This window comes from Micromonospora narathiwatensis (genome assembly GCF_900089605.1).
Lineage (GTDB): Bacteria > Actinomycetota > Actinomycetes > Mycobacteriales > Micromonosporaceae > Micromonospora > Micromonospora narathiwatensis.
In genome coordinates this window covers 1,588,359-1,606,942 of the sequence record NZ_LT594324.1, presented here as the reverse complement: position 1 = coordinate 1,606,942, position 18,584 = coordinate 1,588,359, and the positions used below count along the sequence as shown (strand labels likewise).

The 18,584-nt window shown below is 74.1% G+C and carries 19 protein-coding genes; 6 read left to right on the top strand and 13 right to left on the bottom strand.

Annotated elements, in window-relative coordinates; genetic code table 11:
- The first annotated feature begins 299 nt into the window (after window positions 1-299).
- The 4 genes from GA0070621_RS07230 to GA0070621_RS07215 are packed head-to-tail and all read left to right on the top strand — an operon-like array spanning window position 300 to window position 4,262.
- Window positions 300-1,871, top strand: a complete 1,572-nt coding sequence (locus GA0070621_RS07230; protein ID WP_091192535.1) for a class I adenylate-forming enzyme family protein — start codon at window positions 300-302, stop codon at window positions 1,869-1,871.
- Window positions 1,868-3,091: an MFS transporter gene (locus GA0070621_RS07225; RefSeq protein WP_091192533.1), complete on the top strand. Its 1,224-nt coding sequence runs from the start codon at window positions 1,868-1,870 to the stop codon at window positions 3,089-3,091. Before GA0070621_RS07230 ends, GA0070621_RS07225 begins: the two co-directional genes overlap by 4 nt.
- Before the next feature lie 36 nt (window positions 3,092-3,127).
- Window positions 3,128-3,520: an MmcQ/YjbR family DNA-binding protein gene (locus tag GA0070621_RS07220; RefSeq protein ID WP_091192532.1), complete on the top strand. Its 393-nt coding sequence runs from the start codon at window positions 3,128-3,130 to the stop codon at window positions 3,518-3,520.
- Between the two features lie 46 nt (window positions 3,521-3,566).
- Window positions 3,567-4,262 (top strand): SGNH/GDSL hydrolase family protein, encoded by a 696-nt coding sequence (locus GA0070621_RS07215; RefSeq protein WP_091192530.1) that lies wholly within the window; start codon window positions 3,567-3,569, stop codon window positions 4,260-4,262.
- Between the two features lie 59 nt (window positions 4,263-4,321).
- Here the strand turns inward: GA0070621_RS07215 and GA0070621_RS07210 are convergent, their stop codons facing one another.
- The 12 genes from GA0070621_RS07210 to GA0070621_RS07155 all read right to left on the bottom strand — a co-directional run bounded on the left by GA0070621_RS07210 (window position 4,322) and on the right by GA0070621_RS07155 (window position 15,717).
- Window positions 4,322-5,677 carry a hypothetical protein gene (locus GA0070621_RS07210; protein ID WP_091192528.1) on the bottom strand — a complete coding sequence of 452 codons (1,356 nt, stop codon included), beginning with the start codon at window positions 5,675-5,677 and terminating at the stop codon, window positions 4,322-4,324.
- 3 nt (window positions 5,678-5,680) lie between these two features.
- A complete protein-coding gene (locus tag GA0070621_RS07205; protein WP_091192527.1) occupies window positions 5,681-6,646 on the bottom strand; it encodes an alpha-ketoacid dehydrogenase subunit beta in 966 nt (321 codons plus the stop codon).
- Window positions 6,646-7,617 carry a thiamine pyrophosphate-dependent dehydrogenase E1 component subunit alpha gene (locus GA0070621_RS07200; protein ID WP_091192525.1) on the bottom strand — a complete coding sequence of 324 codons (972 nt, stop codon included), beginning with the start codon at window positions 7,615-7,617 and terminating at the stop codon, window positions 6,646-6,648. Before GA0070621_RS07200 ends, GA0070621_RS07205 begins: the two co-directional genes overlap by 1 nt.
- The gene (locus GA0070621_RS07195) at window positions 7,614-8,411 is read right to left on the bottom strand and encodes a DUF3050 domain-containing protein (protein ID WP_091192524.1); all 798 of its coding nucleotides are present in this window, start codon (window positions 8,409-8,411) and stop codon (window positions 7,614-7,616) included. The genes GA0070621_RS07200 and GA0070621_RS07195 overlap by 4 nt, the downstream gene beginning before the upstream one ends.
- Before the next feature lie 3 nt (window positions 8,412-8,414).
- The gene (locus GA0070621_RS07190) at window positions 8,415-9,338 is read right to left on the bottom strand and encodes a phytanoyl-CoA dioxygenase family protein (RefSeq protein WP_091192522.1); all 924 of its coding nucleotides are present in this window, start codon (window positions 9,336-9,338) and stop codon (window positions 8,415-8,417) included.
- Window positions 9,335-10,441: a 4-hydroxyphenylpyruvate dioxygenase gene (hppD, locus tag GA0070621_RS07185; RefSeq protein ID WP_091192521.1), complete on the bottom strand. Its 1,107-nt coding sequence runs from the start codon at window positions 10,439-10,441 to the stop codon at window positions 9,335-9,337. Before hppD ends, GA0070621_RS07190 begins: the two co-directional genes overlap by 4 nt.
- 71 nt (window positions 10,442-10,512) lie before the next feature.
- Window positions 10,513-11,841, bottom strand: a complete 1,329-nt coding sequence (locus GA0070621_RS07180; protein ID WP_091192519.1) for a beta-ketoacyl-[acyl-carrier-protein] synthase family protein — start codon at window positions 11,839-11,841, stop codon at window positions 10,513-10,515.
- Window positions 11,838-13,487: a class I adenylate-forming enzyme family protein gene (locus GA0070621_RS07175; RefSeq protein WP_091192518.1), complete on the bottom strand. Its 1,650-nt coding sequence runs from the start codon at window positions 13,485-13,487 to the stop codon at window positions 11,838-11,840. Before GA0070621_RS07175 ends, GA0070621_RS07180 begins: the two co-directional genes overlap by 4 nt.
- Window positions 13,484-13,996 (bottom strand): beta-ketoacyl synthase chain length factor, encoded by a 513-nt coding sequence (locus GA0070621_RS07170; RefSeq protein ID WP_091202129.1) that lies wholly within the window; start codon window positions 13,994-13,996, stop codon window positions 13,484-13,486. Before GA0070621_RS07170 ends, GA0070621_RS07175 begins: the two co-directional genes overlap by 4 nt.
- A 95-nt stretch (window positions 13,997-14,091) precedes the next feature.
- Window positions 14,092-15,216, bottom strand: a complete 1,125-nt coding sequence (locus GA0070621_RS07165) for a beta-ketoacyl-[acyl-carrier-protein] synthase family protein (protein ID WP_091192516.1) — start codon at window positions 15,214-15,216, stop codon at window positions 14,092-14,094.
- Complete coding sequence (locus GA0070621_RS07160; RefSeq protein ID WP_091192515.1) at window positions 15,209-15,451, bottom strand: hypothetical protein; 243 nt, start codon at window positions 15,449-15,451, stop codon at window positions 15,209-15,211. Before GA0070621_RS07160 ends, GA0070621_RS07165 begins: the two co-directional genes overlap by 8 nt.
- Window positions 15,451-15,717, bottom strand: coding sequence for a phosphopantetheine-binding protein (locus tag GA0070621_RS07155; protein WP_091192513.1), 267 nt, complete (start codon window positions 15,715-15,717; stop codon window positions 15,451-15,453). Before GA0070621_RS07155 ends, GA0070621_RS07160 begins: the two co-directional genes overlap by 1 nt.
- A gap of 17 nt (window positions 15,718-15,734) precedes the next feature.
- Between GA0070621_RS07155 and GA0070621_RS07150 the strand changes: the two genes are divergently transcribed.
- On the top strand, window positions 15,735-16,343 hold the full coding sequence (locus tag GA0070621_RS07150) for a 4'-phosphopantetheinyl transferase family protein (protein ID WP_091192511.1): 609 nt from the start codon (window positions 15,735-15,737) through the stop codon (window positions 16,341-16,343).
- Window positions 16,344-16,351: 8 nt separating this feature from the next.
- Here GA0070621_RS07150 and GA0070621_RS07145 read toward each other — a convergent pair whose 3' ends face one another.
- A complete protein-coding gene (locus GA0070621_RS07145; protein ID WP_091192509.1) occupies window positions 16,352-17,749 on the bottom strand; it encodes a class I adenylate-forming enzyme family protein in 1,398 nt (465 codons plus the stop codon).
- Window positions 17,750-18,123: 374 nt separating this feature from the next.
- Here GA0070621_RS07145 and GA0070621_RS07140 point away from each other — a divergent pair, with 374 nt between their 5' ends.
- Window positions 18,124-18,582 carry a hypothetical protein gene (locus tag GA0070621_RS07140; protein WP_091192508.1) on the top strand — a complete coding sequence of 153 codons (459 nt, stop codon included), beginning with the start codon at window positions 18,124-18,126 and terminating at the stop codon, window positions 18,580-18,582.
- Window positions 18,583-18,584 lie beyond the last annotated feature (2 nt).

The window sequence follows — 18,584 nt, the reverse complement described above, 5'->3', positions numbered from 1 at the left end:
GTCCGCTCGACGGCCCCGCCCGGACGATGGTCCGGAAACTAACCGCCGACGGTGACGAGCGTCAATCAACCTGATCGACATGATCGAATGTCTTCGGGGTGCCGGCGTACGCCGTTCGGCTCTGTCCGCACCGGACCTCAGGTGCCTAGGCTCGATGCCGGCGGCGGTGCGGTCGCCGACCCTGGCACCTGTCGCCGCGTCCCGGCTCCGACCTGCCCGGACGCTGTTCTCGACGGCATTCGCGGCCTCCCCTCGGCGGGGCCCGTCAGCCGTCGGCGGATCACGATGGGGGCTGCGCGATGACCGATCGGCCGAACTACGTGCACGAGGCGCTGGAGCTGTTCGCCCGGTTCGGCGACCGGGAGGCCCTGGTCGGCGGGGGCCGCCGGCTGACCTATCCCCAGATCGCCGCCGAGGTGCGCGGCCTGGCCGGCGCGCTCCAGCGGCACGGCGTACGCCCCGGCGACGCGGTGCTGATGATGCTCGGCAACACCGTGCAGGCGCCGCTGCTCCAGTTGGCGCTGCACCTGCTCGGCTGCCGGAGCATGTGGATCGCCCCGGTCACCTCCCGGCGGGAGATCGACGAGTTCGTCGCCCTGGCCCGCCCCGACGCCTTCGTGCACGACCCGCGCGCCACGGACTCGCTCGGGGCGGAGATCGCCGCCGGGCTCTCCGGCGTACCGGTGCTCTGCCTCGGGCCGGGCGGATCCGGGCCGGACCTCACCGCCTCCGGGCACCCGCCGGTGGACCTGCCCGCCGGGGCGCCGACGCCGGAGTCGTTCCTCCAGACCAGCGGCACCACCGGCACCCCGAAACTGGTGCACCACCGGGAGAGCTTCTACCGGCAGATCCTCACGCTGGCCGCCGACTTCCGGGCGGCCGGGTTCCCGCTGCTGCGGCACCTGTCACACTCGCCGATGTGGCTGGCCAGCGGCCAGATCACCACACTTTTCAACCTGTTCACCGGCGGGGTGCTCTTCCTGCGCGAGCAGTGGGACCCGGCCGTGTTCATCCGGACCGTCGACGCCGAACGGCTCACCTCCACCTTCGTCACCCCGCCGATGCTCTACGAGGTGCTCGACCACCCGGCCCTGGACGGCGCCGACTTCTCCGCCATGTTCATGTTCAACGTGGGCGCCGGGCCCGCCGCGCCCGCCCGGCTGCGCCAGGCGATCGCCCGCTTCGGCCCGTGCCTGCGCATCGTGTACGGGCTCAGCGAGGCCGTGGTGATCTGCGCCCTGCCGGGGCTCACCGACGACCCGGAGCACCCGGAGCGGCTGCGCTCCTGCGGCCGGCCGTACGGGGACGTGACGGTGCAGATCCGCGACGCCGACGGCCGGGTGCTGCCGCCCGGCGAGGACGGCGAGGTGTGGGCCCGCACCAGGCTCAGCTTCGCCGGCTACCACGGCCAGCCCGAGCTGACCGCCGAGACGCTGGTGGACGACTGGGTACGGACCCGCGACATCGGCCACCTGGACGCCGACGGGTACCTCTACCTGGTCGACCGGCTCCAGGACCGGATCCTCACCCGGCAGCGGAGCTGGCCGATCTACTCCCGCCCGATCGAGGACGTGCTCGCCGCCCACCCGCAGGTACGCGCCGCCGCCGTCATCGGCGTACCGGATCCGGTGGCCGGGGAACTGCCGTACGCGTACGTGGTGCCGGCGCCGGGCGCCACGGTGCCCGGGGACGAACTGATCGCGCTGGTCACCCGGGAGCTGAGCGAGACCTGGGCGCCCGGCGGGGTGGAGTTCGTCGAGGCGCTGCCGGTGAACCGCTCCGCGAAGGTGGACAAGCGGGCCCTGCGCGCCCGGTACGCCGCCGCGCACCCCGCCGACGCCGACCCGGCGGTGATCGGCGGCCGGGCGTGAACCCGCGCCGCGAGCTGTACACCCTGGTCGGCGCCGATCTGCTGTCCAACCTGGGCACCCGGGTCTCGGTGGTGGCCATCCCCTGGCTGGTGCTGGAGACCACCGGCAGCCCGACCCGAATGGGCCTGGTCGCGGCGGCGGAGACCCTGCCGTACATGCTCTCCAGCGCGCTGGCGACGCCGTGGGCGGACCGGTTCGGGGTGCGGCGTACCGCCGTCACGGTGGACGCGGCCAGCGCGGCGGCGATGGCGGTGGTGGCGCTCGCCCCCTGGCTGGGGTTCGGGGCGCTGCTGGCGCTGGTCGCGGTGGCCGGCGGGCTGCGCGGCATCGGCGACCGCGTCAAGCACGTGCTGTTCAAGCCCGCCGCCGAGCGGGCCGGCGTGCCGCTGATCCGGCTCACCTCCGCCTACGACGGGCTGGCCCGGGGCATGACACTGTTCGGGGCGGTGCTCGGCGGGCTGCTCATCGACTGGGTGGGGGTGACCCGGGCGATCTGGATCGACGCGGCCACCTTCGCGGCCTGCGCGCTGCTGATCGGCCTGCTGGTCCGCCCGCCCGCGCCGGCGGACCCGGCGCCCCGGGAGAGCTACCTGCGCGCGCTGCGCGGCGGCTTCGGTTACCTGCGTACCGATCGGACGCTGCTGACCATGCTGGTCGTGGTCTCGGCGTCGAACATGTTCGCCAACGCCAGCGTCGCGGTGTGGATCCCGCTCTGGGTGAACCGGGTGCTCGGCGACCCGGCGGGCTTCGGCCTGGTGCTCGGGGTGTTCTCCGGCGGGGCGCTGCTGGGCAACCTGCTCTTCACCCTGGCCGGGACGAGGTTGCCCCGGCGGGCCACGTTTGCGCTCGGGCTGGCGCTCAGCGGCACGCCCCGGCTGTTGGCGCTGGCCCTCAGCGACAACCTGTTCGTGGTGCTCGCCGTCACGTTCGTGTCCGGCATCGCGATCGCGGCGGTGAACCCACTGCTCGGCACGGCCCTGTACGAGCGGGTGCCGGAGTCGTTGCAGACGCGGGTGCTCGGCATCTCCGGATCGGTGGCGTTCCTCGGCCTGCCGGTGGGGGCGCTGATCGGCGGCTGGTCGGTGGCGGCGCTCGGGTTTGCCCCGGCGCTGCTGGTGATGGCGGCGGCCTGCCTGGTGCTGACCGTCGGGCCGCTGCTGCTGGCCCGCGCCGGGGCGGACCGGCCGGCGGCGGAACCGGCGGTGTCGACGCCGGCCTGACCCACCGACATCGTCGGGCAGGCGTAGGGTCGACCCATGGCGACCTGGGACGACGTACGCCGCAGCGCGCTCGCCCTGCCCGAGACGACCGAGCGCGGCTCGTACGACGACCTGCCGGCCTGGCGGGTCCGTGACAAGCCTTTCGTCTGGGACCGTCCGCTGCGCCCCGCCGACCGGGTGGCCCTCGGCGACGCCGCCCCCAACGGCCCGATCCTCGGCGTCCGCGTGCCCGACCTGGGTGCCAAGGAGGCGCTGCTCGCCGACGACCCCGAGGTCTACTTCACCGTCCCGCACCTCGACGGGTACCCGGCGGTGCTGGTCCGCCTCGACCGGATCGGGATCGACGAGCTGACCGAGCTGGTCACCGAGGCGTGGTACGCCCGCGCCCCGAAGCGGCTCGCCGCCGCCCACCGGGACGCCGCCAGCTGACCATCCGCTCCTCGCATCCCTCCACCGGGTGGGTTAGCGTGCGGGGGTGGGATCGACGTTGAACGAAGCGACCGATCCGCACTGCCTCCGGGAAGGCGAGAGCGCGACGCTGTTGCGGGGGCATCCGTGGCGGCGGTTCGTGGTGCTGGGCGACAGCGTGGCCGAGGGGATGTGCGAGCCGGTCGAGGGCTACTCCGACCTTCAGTGGGCGGACCGGGTCGCCGCCGAGCTGCGCACGGTCCGGCCCGAGCTGACGTACCTCAACCTCGGGCGGCGCGGGCTGCGGGCGTACGAGGTGCGGGCGACGCAGCTGGCCGCGGCGCTCGCGTTCGGCCCGGACCTGGCGCTGGTGGTCTGCGGCGGCAACGACGCCTTCCGCCCCGGGTACGACCCGGATGCCGTCGACGTCGAGCTGGCCGCGATGATCACCACGCTCCAGCGCGCGGGGGCGGACGTCATCACGGTCGGGATGTTCGACGTCTCGCACAGCCCCGCGGTGCCGCCCGCGATGCGGGCCGGCCTCGGTGAGCGGATGCGTCGGCTCTCGACCCACACCGGCCGGCTGGCCCGGCGGCTCGGCACCCTGCACGTGCACCTGACCGACCATCCGGCGGTGGCGGACCCGTCTCTCTACAGCAGCGACGGCCGGCACGGCAGCGCCCGCAGCGACGCCATCGCCGCCGCCGAAACGCTGCGGGTGGTGGGTGCCCGGCTCGGCGCGCCCGTCGACCGCGGCCCCTGACACGCCAGGCCCGCCCCACCCCTCGCGGGGGTGGGGCGGGAGAACGGCGCGGGGAGGGATCAGGTGGTGAGGAGGACGCCGGTGAGGAGGACGCCTCTGGCCAGGTTGAGCACCTCCTCGCAGCCCGGGTAGCCGACCCGGGCCAGGGCACCCGAGGCGGTCCGGCCGAACAGGTACGGGGCCAGGCTGTACGGGACCTCGGCGGTGACCGTCTCGCCCGTCTCGATCTGCACGAAATCCATCGGCGCCCGGTCCGCCTCGTGGTAGCGCTGGAGGATGTTGCCGCCCGCGTCGATCGCCGCGCGTACGCCGTCCTCCCAGGCCACCGCGCTCATCTCCCGGCCGATGAGCACCCCGTGCCCGGCCGAGCCGCCGGCCGGCTTCGCCACCAGGTCGGCCTGCCCGGCCAGGGCCCGGTCGAGTTGGTCGGCGGTGAGCGCCACGGTGTGCGGAACGTACCGGCGGATCAGCGCCTGGTCGCTCCCGGGCAGCAGCGGAAGATCCGCCCACAGCCAGGCGTAGTTCAGCTTGTTGCTGAGCAGCCAGGCGGCGGTGCTGACGAACATCGGCAGGGTGCCGGCCGCCAGGGCCCCGGCGACCGCGTCCAGGCCGGCGCTGGGGGTGACCCGGTTGGGCACGAACAGCCGGAACAGCGCGTCCACCGGAGCGCCGCCGACCACCAGCCGCTTCCCCTCGTCCAGGCCGGCGGTGGAGACCGGGGCGATGACCAGGTCGATGCCGAACCGCCGCGCCTGGTCGACCAGCGGGGACAGGATCCGGATGAACGTCTCCGGGTCGTCCAGCCCCGGGTACTCGGCGTCGAAGTCCATCAGCAGTGCCACCCGCGCGCCCTCGGGCAGCCCGAGGGTGTCCCGGATCGCCACGAACCGCTGGTCGAGCAGGGACGGCGCCGGGCGGGCCGGCAGCCCGTCGAGCAGGCCCCGCTCCCGGTAGAGGTCGGCGTAGCGGTGGATGACGGTGTCGGCGTCGAACCCGCCGCCCAGGCTGCTGTCGATGTTGTACTCCACGATGCACGGCACCCCGCCGGAGAACAGCACGTCGGGCCGGTACGCGGCGAGCAGCCCGTCGTGCAGCGGCTCGTCCTCGTCGAGCAGCCGGGTCTCTCCGCTGGGCACGTCCAGCAGGCGGCGCAGTTCACCGGCGGTACGGGCCCGCCGCCGGCACGCTTCCAGGATGAGCTGGGCGATCCGGTCGCAGACCTCGTTCAGCTCGCGGAAGGCGTCGGCGGTGAGCACCGGCGGCCGGGCCAGCCGCCACTGCTTGTTGTACGTCGCCCGGCCGTGGAAGATCCGCTCCCAGGCGGCGGCGCCGGCGGCCACCATCGCCGTACGGTCCGACTCGGGAAGACCGGTCCACGCCTGCGCGGCCGGGGGCCACGAATAGTTCGGGTCCATCAGTCATCCGTCCTTCATGGTCAGTTGGATGGCGGCGGTGAGCTGGTCCCGGCCGGGCTGCACGGCCCGGTCCAGGGCGGGCGCGAAGGGCAGCACCGCGCCGTCCGGGCGGGTCACCCGGCGCGGCGGCGCGGCCAGCCGTACCCGCTCGACCACGGTGGCGATGATCTCGCCGGCGATGCCGCAGGACCGGTTGGAGTCGTCCAGCACGACGAGGCGCCCGGTGCGGGACACGGACTCGACGAGGCCGTCCCGGTCGAACGGGTACAGCGTCCGGGGGTCGAAGACCTCCACCGACACCTGGTCGGCCAGCTCCTCGGCGACGGCGAGCGCGTCGTGCACCAGGTGCCCGACCGCGACCACGGTGACGTCGGTCCCGGGCCGGCGGACCACGCCCCGGCCGAGCGGCACCGGAACCAGGTCGGTCACGTCGGCGCGCAGGTCCATCGCCCCGGCGGGGGCGAACACCACCACCGGGTCGACGCAGCGGATCGCCGACACCAGCAGCCCGTACGCGTCCGCCGGGGTGGCCGGCACCACCGTGGTCACCCCGACGTGGGCGAACAGGCTGTACGGGTGGTCGGAGTGCTGCCCGGCCCACCCGGTCCGCGAGCCGGACCCGGGCACCAGATAGGTGACCGGCACGGCGCACTGACCGCCGGTCATCAGCGGGAACTTGTGCGCATGGTTGACGATCTGCTCGAAGACCAGGAACAGCAGCGACGGGATCTGGAACTCGATGACCGGTCGCAGCCCGGCCAACGCGGCCCCGGTGGCGAAGCTGGTGAACGCCTGCTCGGACAGGGGAGTGTCGCGCACCCGCTCCGGCCCGAACCGCTTGAGCAGGCCGGAGGTGACGTTCGCGGCGGCCACCCGGATGTCCTCGCCGAGCAGGAAGACCGACTCGTCGCGGGTCATCTCGTCGGCGAGCGCCCGGGTGAGCGCCCTGCGGTAGGACAGCCGGGGCATCAGCCACCTCCGGTCCGGGCGGTCAGCCCGCTGGCGTACAGGTGGTCGAGGGCGGTGGCCGGGTCGGGCGCGGGGCTGGCCAGGGCGTACTCGACGGCGGCGGCCAGGGTCGCCTCGACCTCGGCGTCGACGGCCGCCCGTACGTCGGCGGGCAGCCGCGCGCCCTGGATGGCGACCGGGTCGCGGGAGCGGCCCCGGGCCACCTCCTCGGGCGGCCGGTAGTCGAGGCGCACCACGTGTTCGAAGGTGTGGTGGGCGTCGAACCGGTAGGTGTGGGCCTCGACCAGCTCCGGGCCGCCGCCGGCGCGCATCCGGGCGACGGCGGCGGCGGTGGCGTCGCGTACCTCCTCGGGGTCCTGCCCGTCGACGGCGGTGGCCGGCATGCCGAAGGCGGCGGCGCGGCCGGCGATGCTGCCGGCGACCGCGCCGGCGACCGGCATCGTGGTGGCGTAGCCGTTGTTCTCGCAGACGAACAGCACCGGCACCCGCCAGAGCGCGGCCAGGTTGAACGCCTCCAGCAGCATCCCCTCGTTGACCGCGCCGTCGCCGAAGAAGGTCGCCCCCACCAGGTCGTCGCCGCGCCGCCGGCGCGCCCACACCGCTCCGGTGAGGATCGCGCCGGCGGCCCCGACGATCGCGTTGGCGCCGAGCACCCCGACGCCGAAGTCGGCCGCGTGCATCGACCCGCCCCGGCCCCGGTTGAGCCCGGTGAGCCGGCCGCAGAGCTCGGCGAGCATCCGGGCCGGGTCGGCGCCCTTGGCGAGCACGTGCCCGTGCCCGCGGTGGGTGCCGGTCACCAGGTCGTCGTCGCGCAGCGCGGCGCAGACCCCGGCGGCGATCCCCTCCTGCCCGAGGTACGGGTGGATGCCGCCGACGATCTCCCCGGCACGGACCAGTTCGACGGCCCGTTCCTCGAAGCGGCGGATCAGCCGTACCGTGCGGTAGAGCCGGACCGGGTCGGAGTGGGTCACGCCGGGCGACCCTCCTTGATCGCGGCCAGGATCTCGTCCCAGAGCCGGGCCCGGGCGGCGAGCGCCTCGTTGACCGTGTCGGCGCACTCCTGCCACTTGGTGTCGTCGTCGCCGCAGAGGTCGGCGAGCATCTGCATGGCCATCGGGGTGTGCTGCTCCCCGTCGACCTCGATGTGCCGTTCCAGGTAGTCGACGAACTTGTTCAGCCGCCGGCTGCGTTCGTTGACCGCGACGACCTGGGTGAACATCTCGGGGATGAGGTCCTCCCGGCCGAACGCGAAGGCCGCCGCCTGGCAGTGCACCGGGGTTCTCTCGATGATCCGCCAGGTGGTGCCGGCGAACGCCGCGGACGGGCCGGGCACCCCGGCCTCGGCCAGCGCCTCGGTCACCGGTCGGCCGGCGCGCAGCAGGTCGACGAGTCGCTCCACCGCGCTGGTGTCCGCGCCGGCCTCCGTCATGCCCTGCACGTACAGCTCGAAGTGGCTGATGTAGCCGTCGCCGAGTTCGTCGCTCTCCTCCACCATGACGATGTCGTTGATCAGGCGGCGGCTGCCGGTCGGGCCGGTGGGGATCCACGGCACGGTGACGCAGGTGAGCTGGCGCTGCAACGACTTCAGCAGCGACATGAAGTCCCACACCGCGAAGGCGTGGTGCTCCATGAAGGTGGTCAACGCCTCGTGGGTGTCCAGGTTGGCGTAGAGCGGGTGCTTGACCACCACGTCGCGGCGCTCGGTCACCGCCCGCTCCAGCCGCTCGATGCCCGGGTGCGTCTTGCCCCAGTCGTACCGTGACATGTCTCAGCCTCCCTGCTGGGCGCGGTCGCGCCAGATGACCGGGCAGAAATCGGGGTCCGCGTAGTCCGGCCGGCCCTCGGGGGTACGGCGGACCAGCACGTCGTGGTTGTACGCGGCGAGCTTGCCGTCGGAGAGCGGATACTCCCGCCAGGCGTTGCCGCCGTCCTGCAGGTGCAGCGAGATCGCCCGGCGGGGACGGTCGCTGACGTTCGCGCCGCTGCCGTGGTAGGTGCGGCAGTGGTGGAAGCTCACGTGTCCCTTGGGGATCACCATGGGAACCTTGCGGATCTCCGCGCCGTTGTGCGCGGCGTTCTCGGCGAGCATCGCGTCGAGCTGGTCGCGGTCCCGGTCGGCGAAGTGCCGGACCACGGTGTCGTCGGCGCCGATCTCCTGCCAGCGGTGCGACCCGTCGACCATGGTGATGGTGCCCATCTCCTCCCCGCAGTCGTGGAACGGGATGAACGCGGTGAGCATGTCCTCCGACGACGAGGACGCCCAGTAGTGCTTGTCGAAGTGCCAGGGCACGATGTTGGACGGCTCGCCGGAGATCGGCGGCTTGTAGATCAGCGTGGACTGGAAGACCCGGATCTCGGCGGCCCGCGCCAACCGGGCGGCGACCGCGCCGATCAGCGGCTTGCGCAGGATCCGGCTGATCGCGTCGTGCTCGTAGTGCACGTAGTCGTTGTGCCGCTGCACGTCACCCCGGGCCGGCTCCCAGTAGGCCAGCTTCGGCGGCCGGACGGGCAGCCGGCGGTCGCGTTCCCCGGCGTAGTAGCGGTCGGTCGCCGCGACGAGCCGGTCCACCTCGTCGTCGGTGAGCAGCTTCTTCGACAGGTACCAGCCGTGTTCGGCGTAGTGACGCACGTCGGAGTCGGAGGGCAGCAGCGTCTCCTCCTCGGCGGTCAGTGTCGGATGTGTGGTGGTCATGCCCCAACCCCTCCTGCCGTGCCGGCCGCGACGGCGGGGGTCGCCCCCGCCGCGGCCAGCTCGCGTTCCTTGGCCTCGTAGAGCGCCCTGATGTTGCCGCTGCCGAAGGTGGTCGCCCCGCGTCGCTCGATGAGTTCGAGGAAGAGGGTGCGGCGCACGTGCATCGACTCGGTGAAGATCTGCAGCAGTTGGCCGCCGTGGTCGGAGTCGACCAGGATGCTCAGGTCACGCAGCCGGTCCAGCGGCGCGTCGACCGGTCCGACCCGCTGCTCCAGGTCGTCGTAGTAGGCGGCCGGAGTGCCGGCGAAGCGCACCCCCCGGTCGCTGAGGGCGCCGACCGCGGTGAGGATGTCGTCGGTGCGCAGCCCGAGGTGCTGCACCCCGGCGCCCGCGTGCCAGCGCAGGAAGTCCTCGATCTGCCCGGGCCGCCGGCTGGTGTCCGGCTCCAGCAGCACGACGGTGACCCGCCCGGCCGGGCTCTGCACCACCTTGGAGTTCATCGCCTGCCCGGCGACCTCGATGTGTTCCTCGAAGATCTGGGCGAAGCCGAACACCTCCTCGTAGTGCCGCACCGTCTCGTCGAGCTGGCCGGGCGGCACGCAGACCGCCAGGTGGTCGATCTCGGCGAGCAGCTTGTCGTCGCCGCCGGCCGGCAGCGGCTCGACCGCCCCGGGCAGGAACTCCGTCCGGTCCCCGCGCCGCTCGACCAGGCGGTGCAGCACGTCGCCGAAGCCGCCGACCTCGGCGATCACCACCTCGGCGCCCGCGCCGGTGAAGGTGCGCGGCGGCGTCACCCCGACCGCACCCCGCTCCACCAGCTCCGCGTACGCCCCGGCGGCGTCGTCGACCTCCAGGGCCACCACCGCGATCCCGTCGCCGTGCCGTTGCACGTACGTCGAGGCCGGATGCTCGGCGGTGAGCCCGGAGGTGAGCAGCATCCGGATGTCGGCGTGCGCCAGCAGCAGCGAACGCTGGTCGGCCAGCCCGGTCTCCGGTCCGCCCTGCCCACGCAGCCGGAAACCGACGGCGGTGCCGAAGTAGAAGGCGGCCTGCCGGGCGTCCCCCACGTACAGTTCGATGTGATCCAGTCCCTTGATGTCCATCTGTCAGCCCTTCGCGATGTCCCCCCGTGACAGCCGGCCCAGGCGTCGGTCGCCCGGGATGGAACGTCGGATCACCTCCCCGCCCCGGCGGCCGGCGCACCGGCGGCCCGCCGCGCCGCTGACGACCGCTCCGGCTCGGCGCGTCTGCCGCCGCGCCGCGACCCGGAGCAGTCGCCGGTGACCCGGCGGAGCAGCAGGCTGACGTTCTGGCCGCCGAACCCGAACGAGTTGGTCAGTGCGATCTCCGCCCGGGTGGCCCGGGGCGCGGCGCGGACGTGGTCGGCCGCGCAGTCCGGGTCCGGATCGTCGAGGTGGTAGGTGGGCGGGAGCAGGCCGCGGCCGAGCGCGAGCGCGGTGGCCGCCGCCTCCAGCACCCCGGACGCGCCGAGCAGGTGCCCGGTGAGGCCCTTCGTGGAGCTGACCGGCACCCCACCGACGCCGAACACCTCGGCCAGCGCGGTGGTCTCGGCGGTGTCGCCGAGCCTGGTGCCGGTGCCGTGCGCGTTGACGTAGCCGACCTGGGCCGCTGCCACCGCCCCGCTGGCCAGGGCGCGGCGCATGCACTCGGCCGCCCCGGCGCCGTCCGGTCGCGGCGCGGTCGGGTGGTACGCGTCGGTGTTCACGCCGTAGCCGGCGACCTCGGCGTAGCCGGTGACGCCCCGGGCGGCGGCGTGCTCGGCGCGTTCCAGCACCAGCAGCGCCGCCCCCTCGGCGAGGACGAACCCGTTGCGCCGCTTGTCGAACGGCCGGCTCGCCTCGGCCGGCTCGTCCCAGCCCCGGGCCAGGGCGCGGGCGTTGCCGAAGGTGTCGGCGAAGGTCGGGAAGAGCGGTGCCTCGCTCGCCCCGCAGAGCACCACGTCGGCCTCGCCGGTCCGGATGAGGCGTACCGCGTCGGCGACGGCCTGGGCGCCGGACGCGCAGGCCGTGCCCACCGACGAGGTGTAGCCCCGGATACCGTGGGCGATGGCGATCCGGGCCGCCGGCATGTTCGGCAGAATCCCGGTGAGCAGGTACGGGCTGACCGCCGCCCGCCCACGGGCGGCCCGGGCGAGAACCTGGCTCTCCAGGGTGGACATCCCGCCGACCCCACCGACGATCACCCCGATCCGGCCCGGGTCGACGTCGCGGCCCACCTCGATGCCGGCGTCGGCGAGCGCCTCGGCGGCGGTGAGCAGGGCGAGCAGCACGATCCGGTCGAGCACCCTGGTCTCCGGCCCGGACGCCACGCCACGCGGGTCGATCTCCGGCAGCACCCCGGCCACCTCCAGGCAGTCCCGGGCCGGGTGCCCCTCCGGCGGGCGGCGCAGCCCGGACCGGCCGGTGGTGAGCGCCGTGAAGGTCTCCTCGACACCCCGACCGGCCGGGGTGAACAGCCCCATCCCGGTGATGACGGCGGTCATGACGGGGACTCGGTCAGGTAGCGCTCGCGCAGCGCCACCTTGCGCACCTTGCCGGTCACGGTGACCGGGATGTCGTCGGCGCGGACCGGCACCACCCGGCGCAGGGTCGCGCCCACGTCCGGCCCGAGCGCGGCGCGGATCCGCTCGACCCGGTCCTCCTCCGGGTCCGCCCCGGCGGCCAGTTCCAGCAGCACGTCGGTGACGACGCTCTCGGCGCCGGCCCGGTCGACCGGCGACGGGGTGCCGCCCTCCTTGACGATGACCACCGTGCAGTCGGTGACGTCGGGGCAGGCGGCGAGGATCCGCTCCTCGGACAGTGCGGTGAAGAAGCGCCTCCCGTCGCCGACCTCCACCGAGTCGACCGCCCGGTCCAGGTGGTAGTAGCGGCCGTCGGCGTCGGCGTAGACCAGGTCGCCGGTGAGATACCAGCCGCGCAGCCGGAACCGGTACGTGGTGACCGAGTCGTTCCAGTAGCCGCGGAACAGCGACGGCGAGTCGATGCCGAGCCAGCCGACCTGGCCGGGCGGCACCCGCTCGCCCCGCTCGTCGAGGACGGCCACCCTGGTGAACCGGTACGGGCGGCCGACGCAGCGGCCGTACTGGTCGGTGTCGGCGGTGTGGGTGATGTGGAACATCGAGTGCCCCATCTCGCTGGAGCCGAGCCCGTCGATGAAGACCGAGCCGGGCACCCGGGTCACCCCGTCGCGGGTCATCACGTCCCGCGAGCCGACCTTGACCAGCCGGCGCACGTGCGGCTCGTGTGAGCAGTCGCCGGTGTTGAACCACAGCCGCACCGAGTCCAGGTCGTAAGCGGACAGGTCGAAGCGGGCCAGCTCCGCCCAGGTGACGGAGAACCCGAACACCCCGTCCGGCCGCCAGCGCTGGATCGCGTCGAGCACCCGTTCGCCGCCCTGCTCGGAGAGGAGGAACATCTCCGCCCGGTTGCCGAGCGCCTGGTTGACCATCAGCACCGTCGCGGTGTGCGGGGCGGGCAGCGCGTTGAGGATCCGGCTGGTGCCCTGCGCCTGCGGCATGGACAGCAGGTGCCGGGTGGCGGCGAAGAGGCTGGCGTGCGAGTGCAGCACTGCCTTCGGCACGCCGGTGGTGCCGGAGGTGTGGGTGATGACGATCGGGTCGTCCGGGTGGTGCCGGTAGTGGTCCGGGGCGGCGGCCGGGTCGCCGGTGCCGGCCTCGGCGGGCTGGCCGAGCAGCGGCGCGCCCAGGTCGTACCCGTGGAGGGCCGCGGCGTGGTCGGCGTCGGCGAGCACCCCGGCGGCCCGCAGCCGGCGGATGTACTCGGCGGCGATCTCCGGACGCAGCTTGCCGTTCATCAGCGCGGGGATGGCGCCGAGCCGGGTCAGCGCCAGGAACGACAGCACCATGTCGGCGGCCGTGCCGGCCCAGACGGCGACCGGGTCTCGCGGTTTCACCCCGCGCTCGTGCAGCCAGGCGGCCCGGGCGGCGACCCGCTCGTCGAGCAGGCCCAGGGTCAGCGGGTGCTCGGCCGGGTGGCCGTCGACCGCCGTGTCGAAGGTGAGCCCGGGCCCGTCCGGGTCGGCGCCGTGCGCCAGGACCCGGGCGAGCACGTTTCCGGCGCCCAGCTCGGTGTCGGCGGCCAGCGCTCCGCGTAGTCCCTTCGTCCTCATTGACCTGTTCCCTCCCCCAGCAGCACCGCGACCGCCTCGGTGGGCGTCCCGTCGGGTGCCTGTTCGACAAGGATCAGCAACGCCTCGTCGGCGTCGCCGTCGTACAGCAGCAGTTCGGCCTCGGCCGTGCCCTCGGCCCGCGGATCGCCGGTCGGGCTCAGGCAGACCACCGGCCCGTCCAGTCCCCAGCGCGCCGCCACGTGCCCGGCGACGCTGTTCGGCACGGACTGGAAGAAGAACAACGGCCCGATCCGGCCGCCGCCGGCGACGGTGGCCCGGACGTGCTCCGCGCTGGCCCGGTCGCCGCTCGCGCTGACCAGCACCACCGCCGTCCGGTTGCCCGGGGGCAGCGGCCCCGCCCCGTGGTGCTGGGTGAGGCACCGCTCCGCCACCGCCACCACCACCGGCGCGAACCCCGAATACACAAACCCCGCCACCCCCGCCGGCTCCCCCTCCCCATCCCCCTCCCCATCCCCCACCACCCCCCACCGCCCCTCGGCAAGCACCACCACCCCTCCCCGCGATCTTGCAGGCTGTGTCGCCGATACGCGGTTTTTGTCCGGCTCAACGCGACCCGAAGTGCAAGATCGCGGGGCGTCGGGGGTCACGGGGCACCGACCAGGAGGGCGGTGTTGGCACCGCCGAAGGCGGCGTTGAGGGTTAGGGCGTGAGGGGTGGGGTGGGGGGTGGGGGTGGGGGTGGGGGTGATGATGTTGAGGGGGCAGGCTTCGTCTCGGGCCAGGTAGCCGGCGTTGACGGGCAACACGCCGTGCCGCAGCGCCAGCACGGTGACCACCAGTTCGAGCAGGCCGGACGCTTCGAGGGCGTGCCCGTGCGTCGACTTGGTGGAGCTGACCGGGATCCGGCCCGCCAGATCGCCGAACACCCGCCGCAGCGCCGCCGCCTCCGAGGCGTCGCTGTACGGGGTGCCGGTGGCGTTGGCGTTCACGTAGCCGACCGCCCCGGCCGGCAGCCCGGCCCGGCGCAGCGCCGCCTCGACCGCCCGGGCCAGCCCAGCACCCGCCGGGTCGGGCTGGCAGGGGTGGTACGCGTCCCCGGCCCGACCCCACCCGGACACCTCGGCCAGCGCCGGGGCGCCCCGCCGGGCGGCGGCGGTGGCGGACTCCAGCACCACCGCGACCACCCCGTCACCGAGCAGCAGCCCCTGCCGTCCGGCGCTGAACGGGCGGACCGCCCCGTCGGCGGCGAACGCCCGGCCGGCGTCGAAGAGCGCGTACTGGTCCGGCTCGACCAGGTAGCCGGCCGCGACGACGACCCGGTCCAGGTCGCCCCGGCCGATCAGGGTCGCCGCGTCGGCCACCGCGGTGCTCGCCGACACGCACGCGGTGGTGTAGACCCGGGTCCGGTCGGCCAGCCCGCCGCCCCTGGCCAGGTGACCCGCGAGCGCCGGCGCCTCCGGACCGCCGCCGGGCAGCGAGACCGGCCCGCCGTGGGTGGCGAGGAACAGCGCCGCCTCCGCGCGCCGCCTCCCGTCCAGGCCGGCCGCCCGGCAGGCGGTGTCGACCGCGTCGGCCAGCTCGTCGGCCAGCGAACCGACCTCGGGCAGGGTGGCCGCCACGGTGACCCGGCGGCCGGCGGTGTCGAACCGGCGTACCGGCGCGAACGCCGGGGTGCCGGCGAGCACGCCGGCGAGCAGCGCGTCGGCGCCCCGGCCGAAGGCGCTGAGCGCGTGGACGCCGGTGATCCGTACGGGCTCCCGCTCAGCCATCGGCGGCGGTCAGCGAGGTGTGGAACACCGCCAACGCGTCGTCGACGGTACGGATGCCGGCGAGCTGGTCGTCGGTCAGCTCCAACCGGCGGTCGTATCGTTGCTCGACGAGGTGCACGAGCCAGGCCAGCTCCATCGAGCCGATCCGGTCCGCCACCTGGTCGACGGGTTTGGCGGTCAGTTCGGCGAGCATGCTCACCAGGTCAGCTCGCCCCAGGTCGGGCTGACCGGACATCAGGCCGCGTCGCTCTTCGCGCCGGCCGCCCGGCCCGCGACCATCGTGGTGAACTCGCCGACCGTCATCAGGGCCAGCCGCTCCGACTCGTCGTCGGCGAACTTCAGGCCGTAGCGGTCCTCGACCCGGACGGCGAGGTCGGCCAGGGCCAGCGACTCGAGATCGACGCCGGACGGGCCGAGGGTGGTGTCGTCGTCGATGTCGTCGACGTCGTAGTTCATGTCGGAGAGCTGCTCGATGACGAAGGTGCGGACCTCGTCTCGCATGGCGTTAACCTCTTTCCGTGAGCCAGCTACCGGTGCCCGGTCGGGACACCGTGTACGTGTGGATCGGCCGTACCGCCGGCGATCGGCCGGAGTTGGCGCGGCGGCTGCTGCGGCGCGCGGGTGGCGCGCTGCTCGACCGGTCCGAGGCGGAGCTCGGGGTACGCCGGGCAGCCGGCGGGCGCCCGGAGGTGTACGCCGGCGACGGGCGGACGCTGTCGGTGAGCGTCAGCCACGCCGACGGGCTGGTCGTGGTCGCCGCCCGGACGGGCGGACCGGTCGGGGTGGACGTCGAGCGGCGTCGTCCGCTGCCCGCCGCGCCGCTGGCCGGCCGCTGGTACGACCCCGACGAGACGGCCTGGCTGCGCAGCCGGGCGGAAACCGGCCGGGACCTGGACTTCCTGCGCCTGTGGACGGCGAAGGAGGCGGTCGGCAAGGCGCTCGGCACGGGGCTGCGCGACGGCGGGTTGCGCCGCCGGATGCCCGCCCCCGACGGCCCGGGCGAGCTGCTGCGCCCGGTGCCCGGCTGTCCCGGCGTACGGGTCGGCCACCCGCCGGCCGGCGACGGCCTGGTCCTCGCGGTGGCGGTCGCCGGGGCGGCCGGGGCGGTCGACGTCGTCCTCGCGTAGCGGACCGGTCATGACGCCGCGTCCCGCAACGCCGAGGCGGAGCGGACCAGCTTGCCGGTGGTGGTGCGCGGCAACTGGTCGAGCAGGTGCAGGGTGCGCGGCCGTTTGTAGCCGGCGAGGCGCTCGGCGAGCAGCTTGTCCAGGGTCTCCTCGGACAGTGGCCCGTCCGGCTGCACGTACGCGGTGATGCCGTCGTCCCAGACCACCACCGCCGCGCCCACCCCGGGCAGTTCGGCCACGGTGGTCTCCACCTCGGTCAGGTCCACCTTCATGCCGCCGACCGACACCTGCGAGTCGAGTCGGCCCCGCACGGTGACCAGCCCGGTGTCCGGGTCGACGACGCCGGCGTCGCGAGTGTGCAGCCAGCCGTCGGACCAGCGGGTCGGGTCGGCGAGCCCGACGTACGGGGACGCCGGGCAGCTCACCTGCAACTCGCCGCCCCGTTCGCGGACCAGGATGCCGGGGGCGGGGGCGATGGCGGGGCGGTGCGCCCCGTACAGGTCGGTGCCGATCACCCCGACCTCGGTCATCCCGTACATGTTGCCGAGCGGGACGCCGTAGCGGTCGGTGAAGGCCCGGGCGACGGCGGCCGGGACCAGTTCGCCGCCGGTGGTCATCCGTTTGAGCTGCGGCAACCTCCCGGGTGGGGTGGTGGAGGCGAGCAGCCCGATGTGGAACGGCACGCCGAGCACGGTGGCCGGGCTGTCCTGGGCGGCGACGGCGGCGAGGATCGCGTCGCCGCCGAGCCGCTCCGGCGGGCACAGTTCGACGCCGGCGTGCAGCCCGTAGAGGAGGCCGCCGACCAGGCCGAGCACGTGCACCATGGAGGGCAGCAGGATGATCCGCTCGCCGGGCAGCGCCACCCCGTCGATCCGGGTGTAGCGGCGTACCTCGCCGACCAGGTCCTCGGCGGTCCGGCCGATCACCTTGGACGGCCCGGTGGAGCCGGAGCTGAGCTGGATGACCGCGTGCGGGCTGCCGGCCGGCCGGTCGGACCAGGGCGTGATCCCCTCGGTGACGTCGACGAAGACCCGCAGCGCGCCCCCGCCGGTCCGGACCGGGGCGACCACCACCTGCGGGGTGAGCCGGCGCAGCGCCCGGTCGACCTCGTGGTCGGTGAGCCGGTGGTCCAGCAGGACGGCCTGGGCGCCGCTGCGCCAGGTGGCGAGCAGGTTCACCACGTACGCCAGCGACGGCGGCAGGCGCAGCGCGGCGGCGCCCCCGCGACGCAGTCCGGCCTCGGCCAGCCGGGTCTGCGCCTCGCCCACCAGGCGGCGCAGGGTGCCCTTGTCGACCGGCTCCGGCAGGCGTAGACATATGTCACTGGGATGTCCGGTGAACAGGATGTCGTCCACCCAGCCCACCGTCGCCGCCGAAGGATCTCCCGCTACGGGATGCACAGTCATGATCGCCCACCGCCCAGCGTCAAAGTGGGCGAAATACGCCCAACAGATACGTTCTCCGGGGTGCTGACGGAACCCTACGACAGCCGTTTATCGCATTGCTACATGCAAATGGCTAGATCAATAAAAGCGGCTGGGCGGATTGCCGAGGCTCGATCGGACAGGCAGTATCGGGCGCGTGCGCCGGCGCACGACCCCGCTGGGGGCGGGTCGCCGCGCGCCCACGCGCGCCCGCACCGGCAGCCGGTCCGGGGCCGGGGCGAGCGGGCACAGCCCGCCGATCCACCCATCGGGCGACGCCGGCCACGGCGTCGGTGGGGGTCGGTATCCTCCACACGCCCGTCGGCACCGGCCCGGCGGCAGCAGGGAGGGCACCGATGACCGACGGGCCGCCGCGGCTCATCGCGATCGACCACGACGACTACCACGCCGAACACGTGGGGCACACCGCCGACGGCCGGCAGTTCTTCCTCACCACACCGTTCGAGCCCGGCGACCCGGAGACCGGCGGGGGCGCCGAGTTCGTCGCCCGCTACCTCTTCGACGCCTCGGGTCGGCTGCTCGACGCCGCGATCGACGCGTTCGGCCCGCGCCACCTGATGGACCGCGACGCCCGTCGACGGACGTACGAGGCGCGGCTGGCGGAGCTGGGGCCGGTGACGTTCGACCGGATCGAGGTGGCGCCGTTCGCGGTGCAGCGGTTCGACACCACCTTCGGCCTGCTCCCCCGCCCGCCCGAGGACGAGGACGAGGACGACAGCTGGTGGGTGGAGCTGCACCCGGGCAACTACATGGCCTTCACCGAGCCCTGGGACAGCGGCGAATACGACACCTGAGC

Coding starts and splice junctions, on each gene's coding strand:
- GA0070621_RS07230 (WP_091192535.1), top strand. CDS start 300: ATGACCGATCGGCCGAACTACGTGCACGAGGCGCTGGAGCTGTTCGCC.
- GA0070621_RS07220 (WP_091192532.1), top strand. CDS start 3,128: ATGGCGACCTGGGACGACGTACGCCGCAGCGCGCTCGCCCTGCCCGAG.
- GA0070621_RS07210 (WP_091192528.1), bottom strand. CDS start 5,677: ATGGACCCGAACTATTCGTGGCCCCCGGCCGCGCAGGCGTGGACCGGT.
- GA0070621_RS07205 (WP_091192527.1), bottom strand. CDS start 6,646: ATGCCCCGGCTGTCCTACCGCAGGGCGCTCACCCGGGCGCTCGCCGAC.
- GA0070621_RS07195 (WP_091192524.1), bottom strand. CDS start 8,411: ATGTCACGGTACGACTGGGGCAAGACGCACCCGGGCATCGAGCGGCTG.
- GA0070621_RS07190 (WP_091192522.1), bottom strand. CDS start 9,338: ATGACCACCACACATCCGACACTGACCGCCGAGGAGGAGACGCTGCTG.
- hppD (WP_091192521.1), bottom strand. CDS start 10,441: ATGGACATCAAGGGACTGGATCACATCGAACTGTACGTGGGGGACGCC.
- GA0070621_RS07180 (WP_091192519.1), bottom strand. CDS start 11,841: ATGACCGCCGTCATCACCGGGATGGGGCTGTTCACCCCGGCCGGTCGG.
- GA0070621_RS07175 (WP_091192518.1), bottom strand. CDS start 13,487: ATGAGGACGAAGGGACTACGCGGAGCGCTGGCCGCCGACACCGAGCTG.
- GA0070621_RS07165 (WP_091192516.1), bottom strand. CDS start 15,216: ATGGCTGAGCGGGAGCCCGTACGGATCACCGGCGTCCACGCGCTCAGC.
- GA0070621_RS07160 (WP_091192515.1), bottom strand. CDS start 15,451: ATGTCCGGTCAGCCCGACCTGGGGCGAGCTGACCTGGTGAGCATGCTC.
- GA0070621_RS07155 (WP_091192513.1), bottom strand. CDS start 15,717: ATGCGAGACGAGGTCCGCACCTTCGTCATCGAGCAGCTCTCCGACATG.
- GA0070621_RS07145 (WP_091192509.1), bottom strand. CDS start 17,749: ATGACTGTGCATCCCGTAGCGGGAGATCCTTCGGCGGCGACGGTGGGC.
- GA0070621_RS07140 (WP_091192508.1), top strand. CDS start 18,124: ATGACCGACGGGCCGCCGCGGCTCATCGCGATCGACCACGACGACTAC.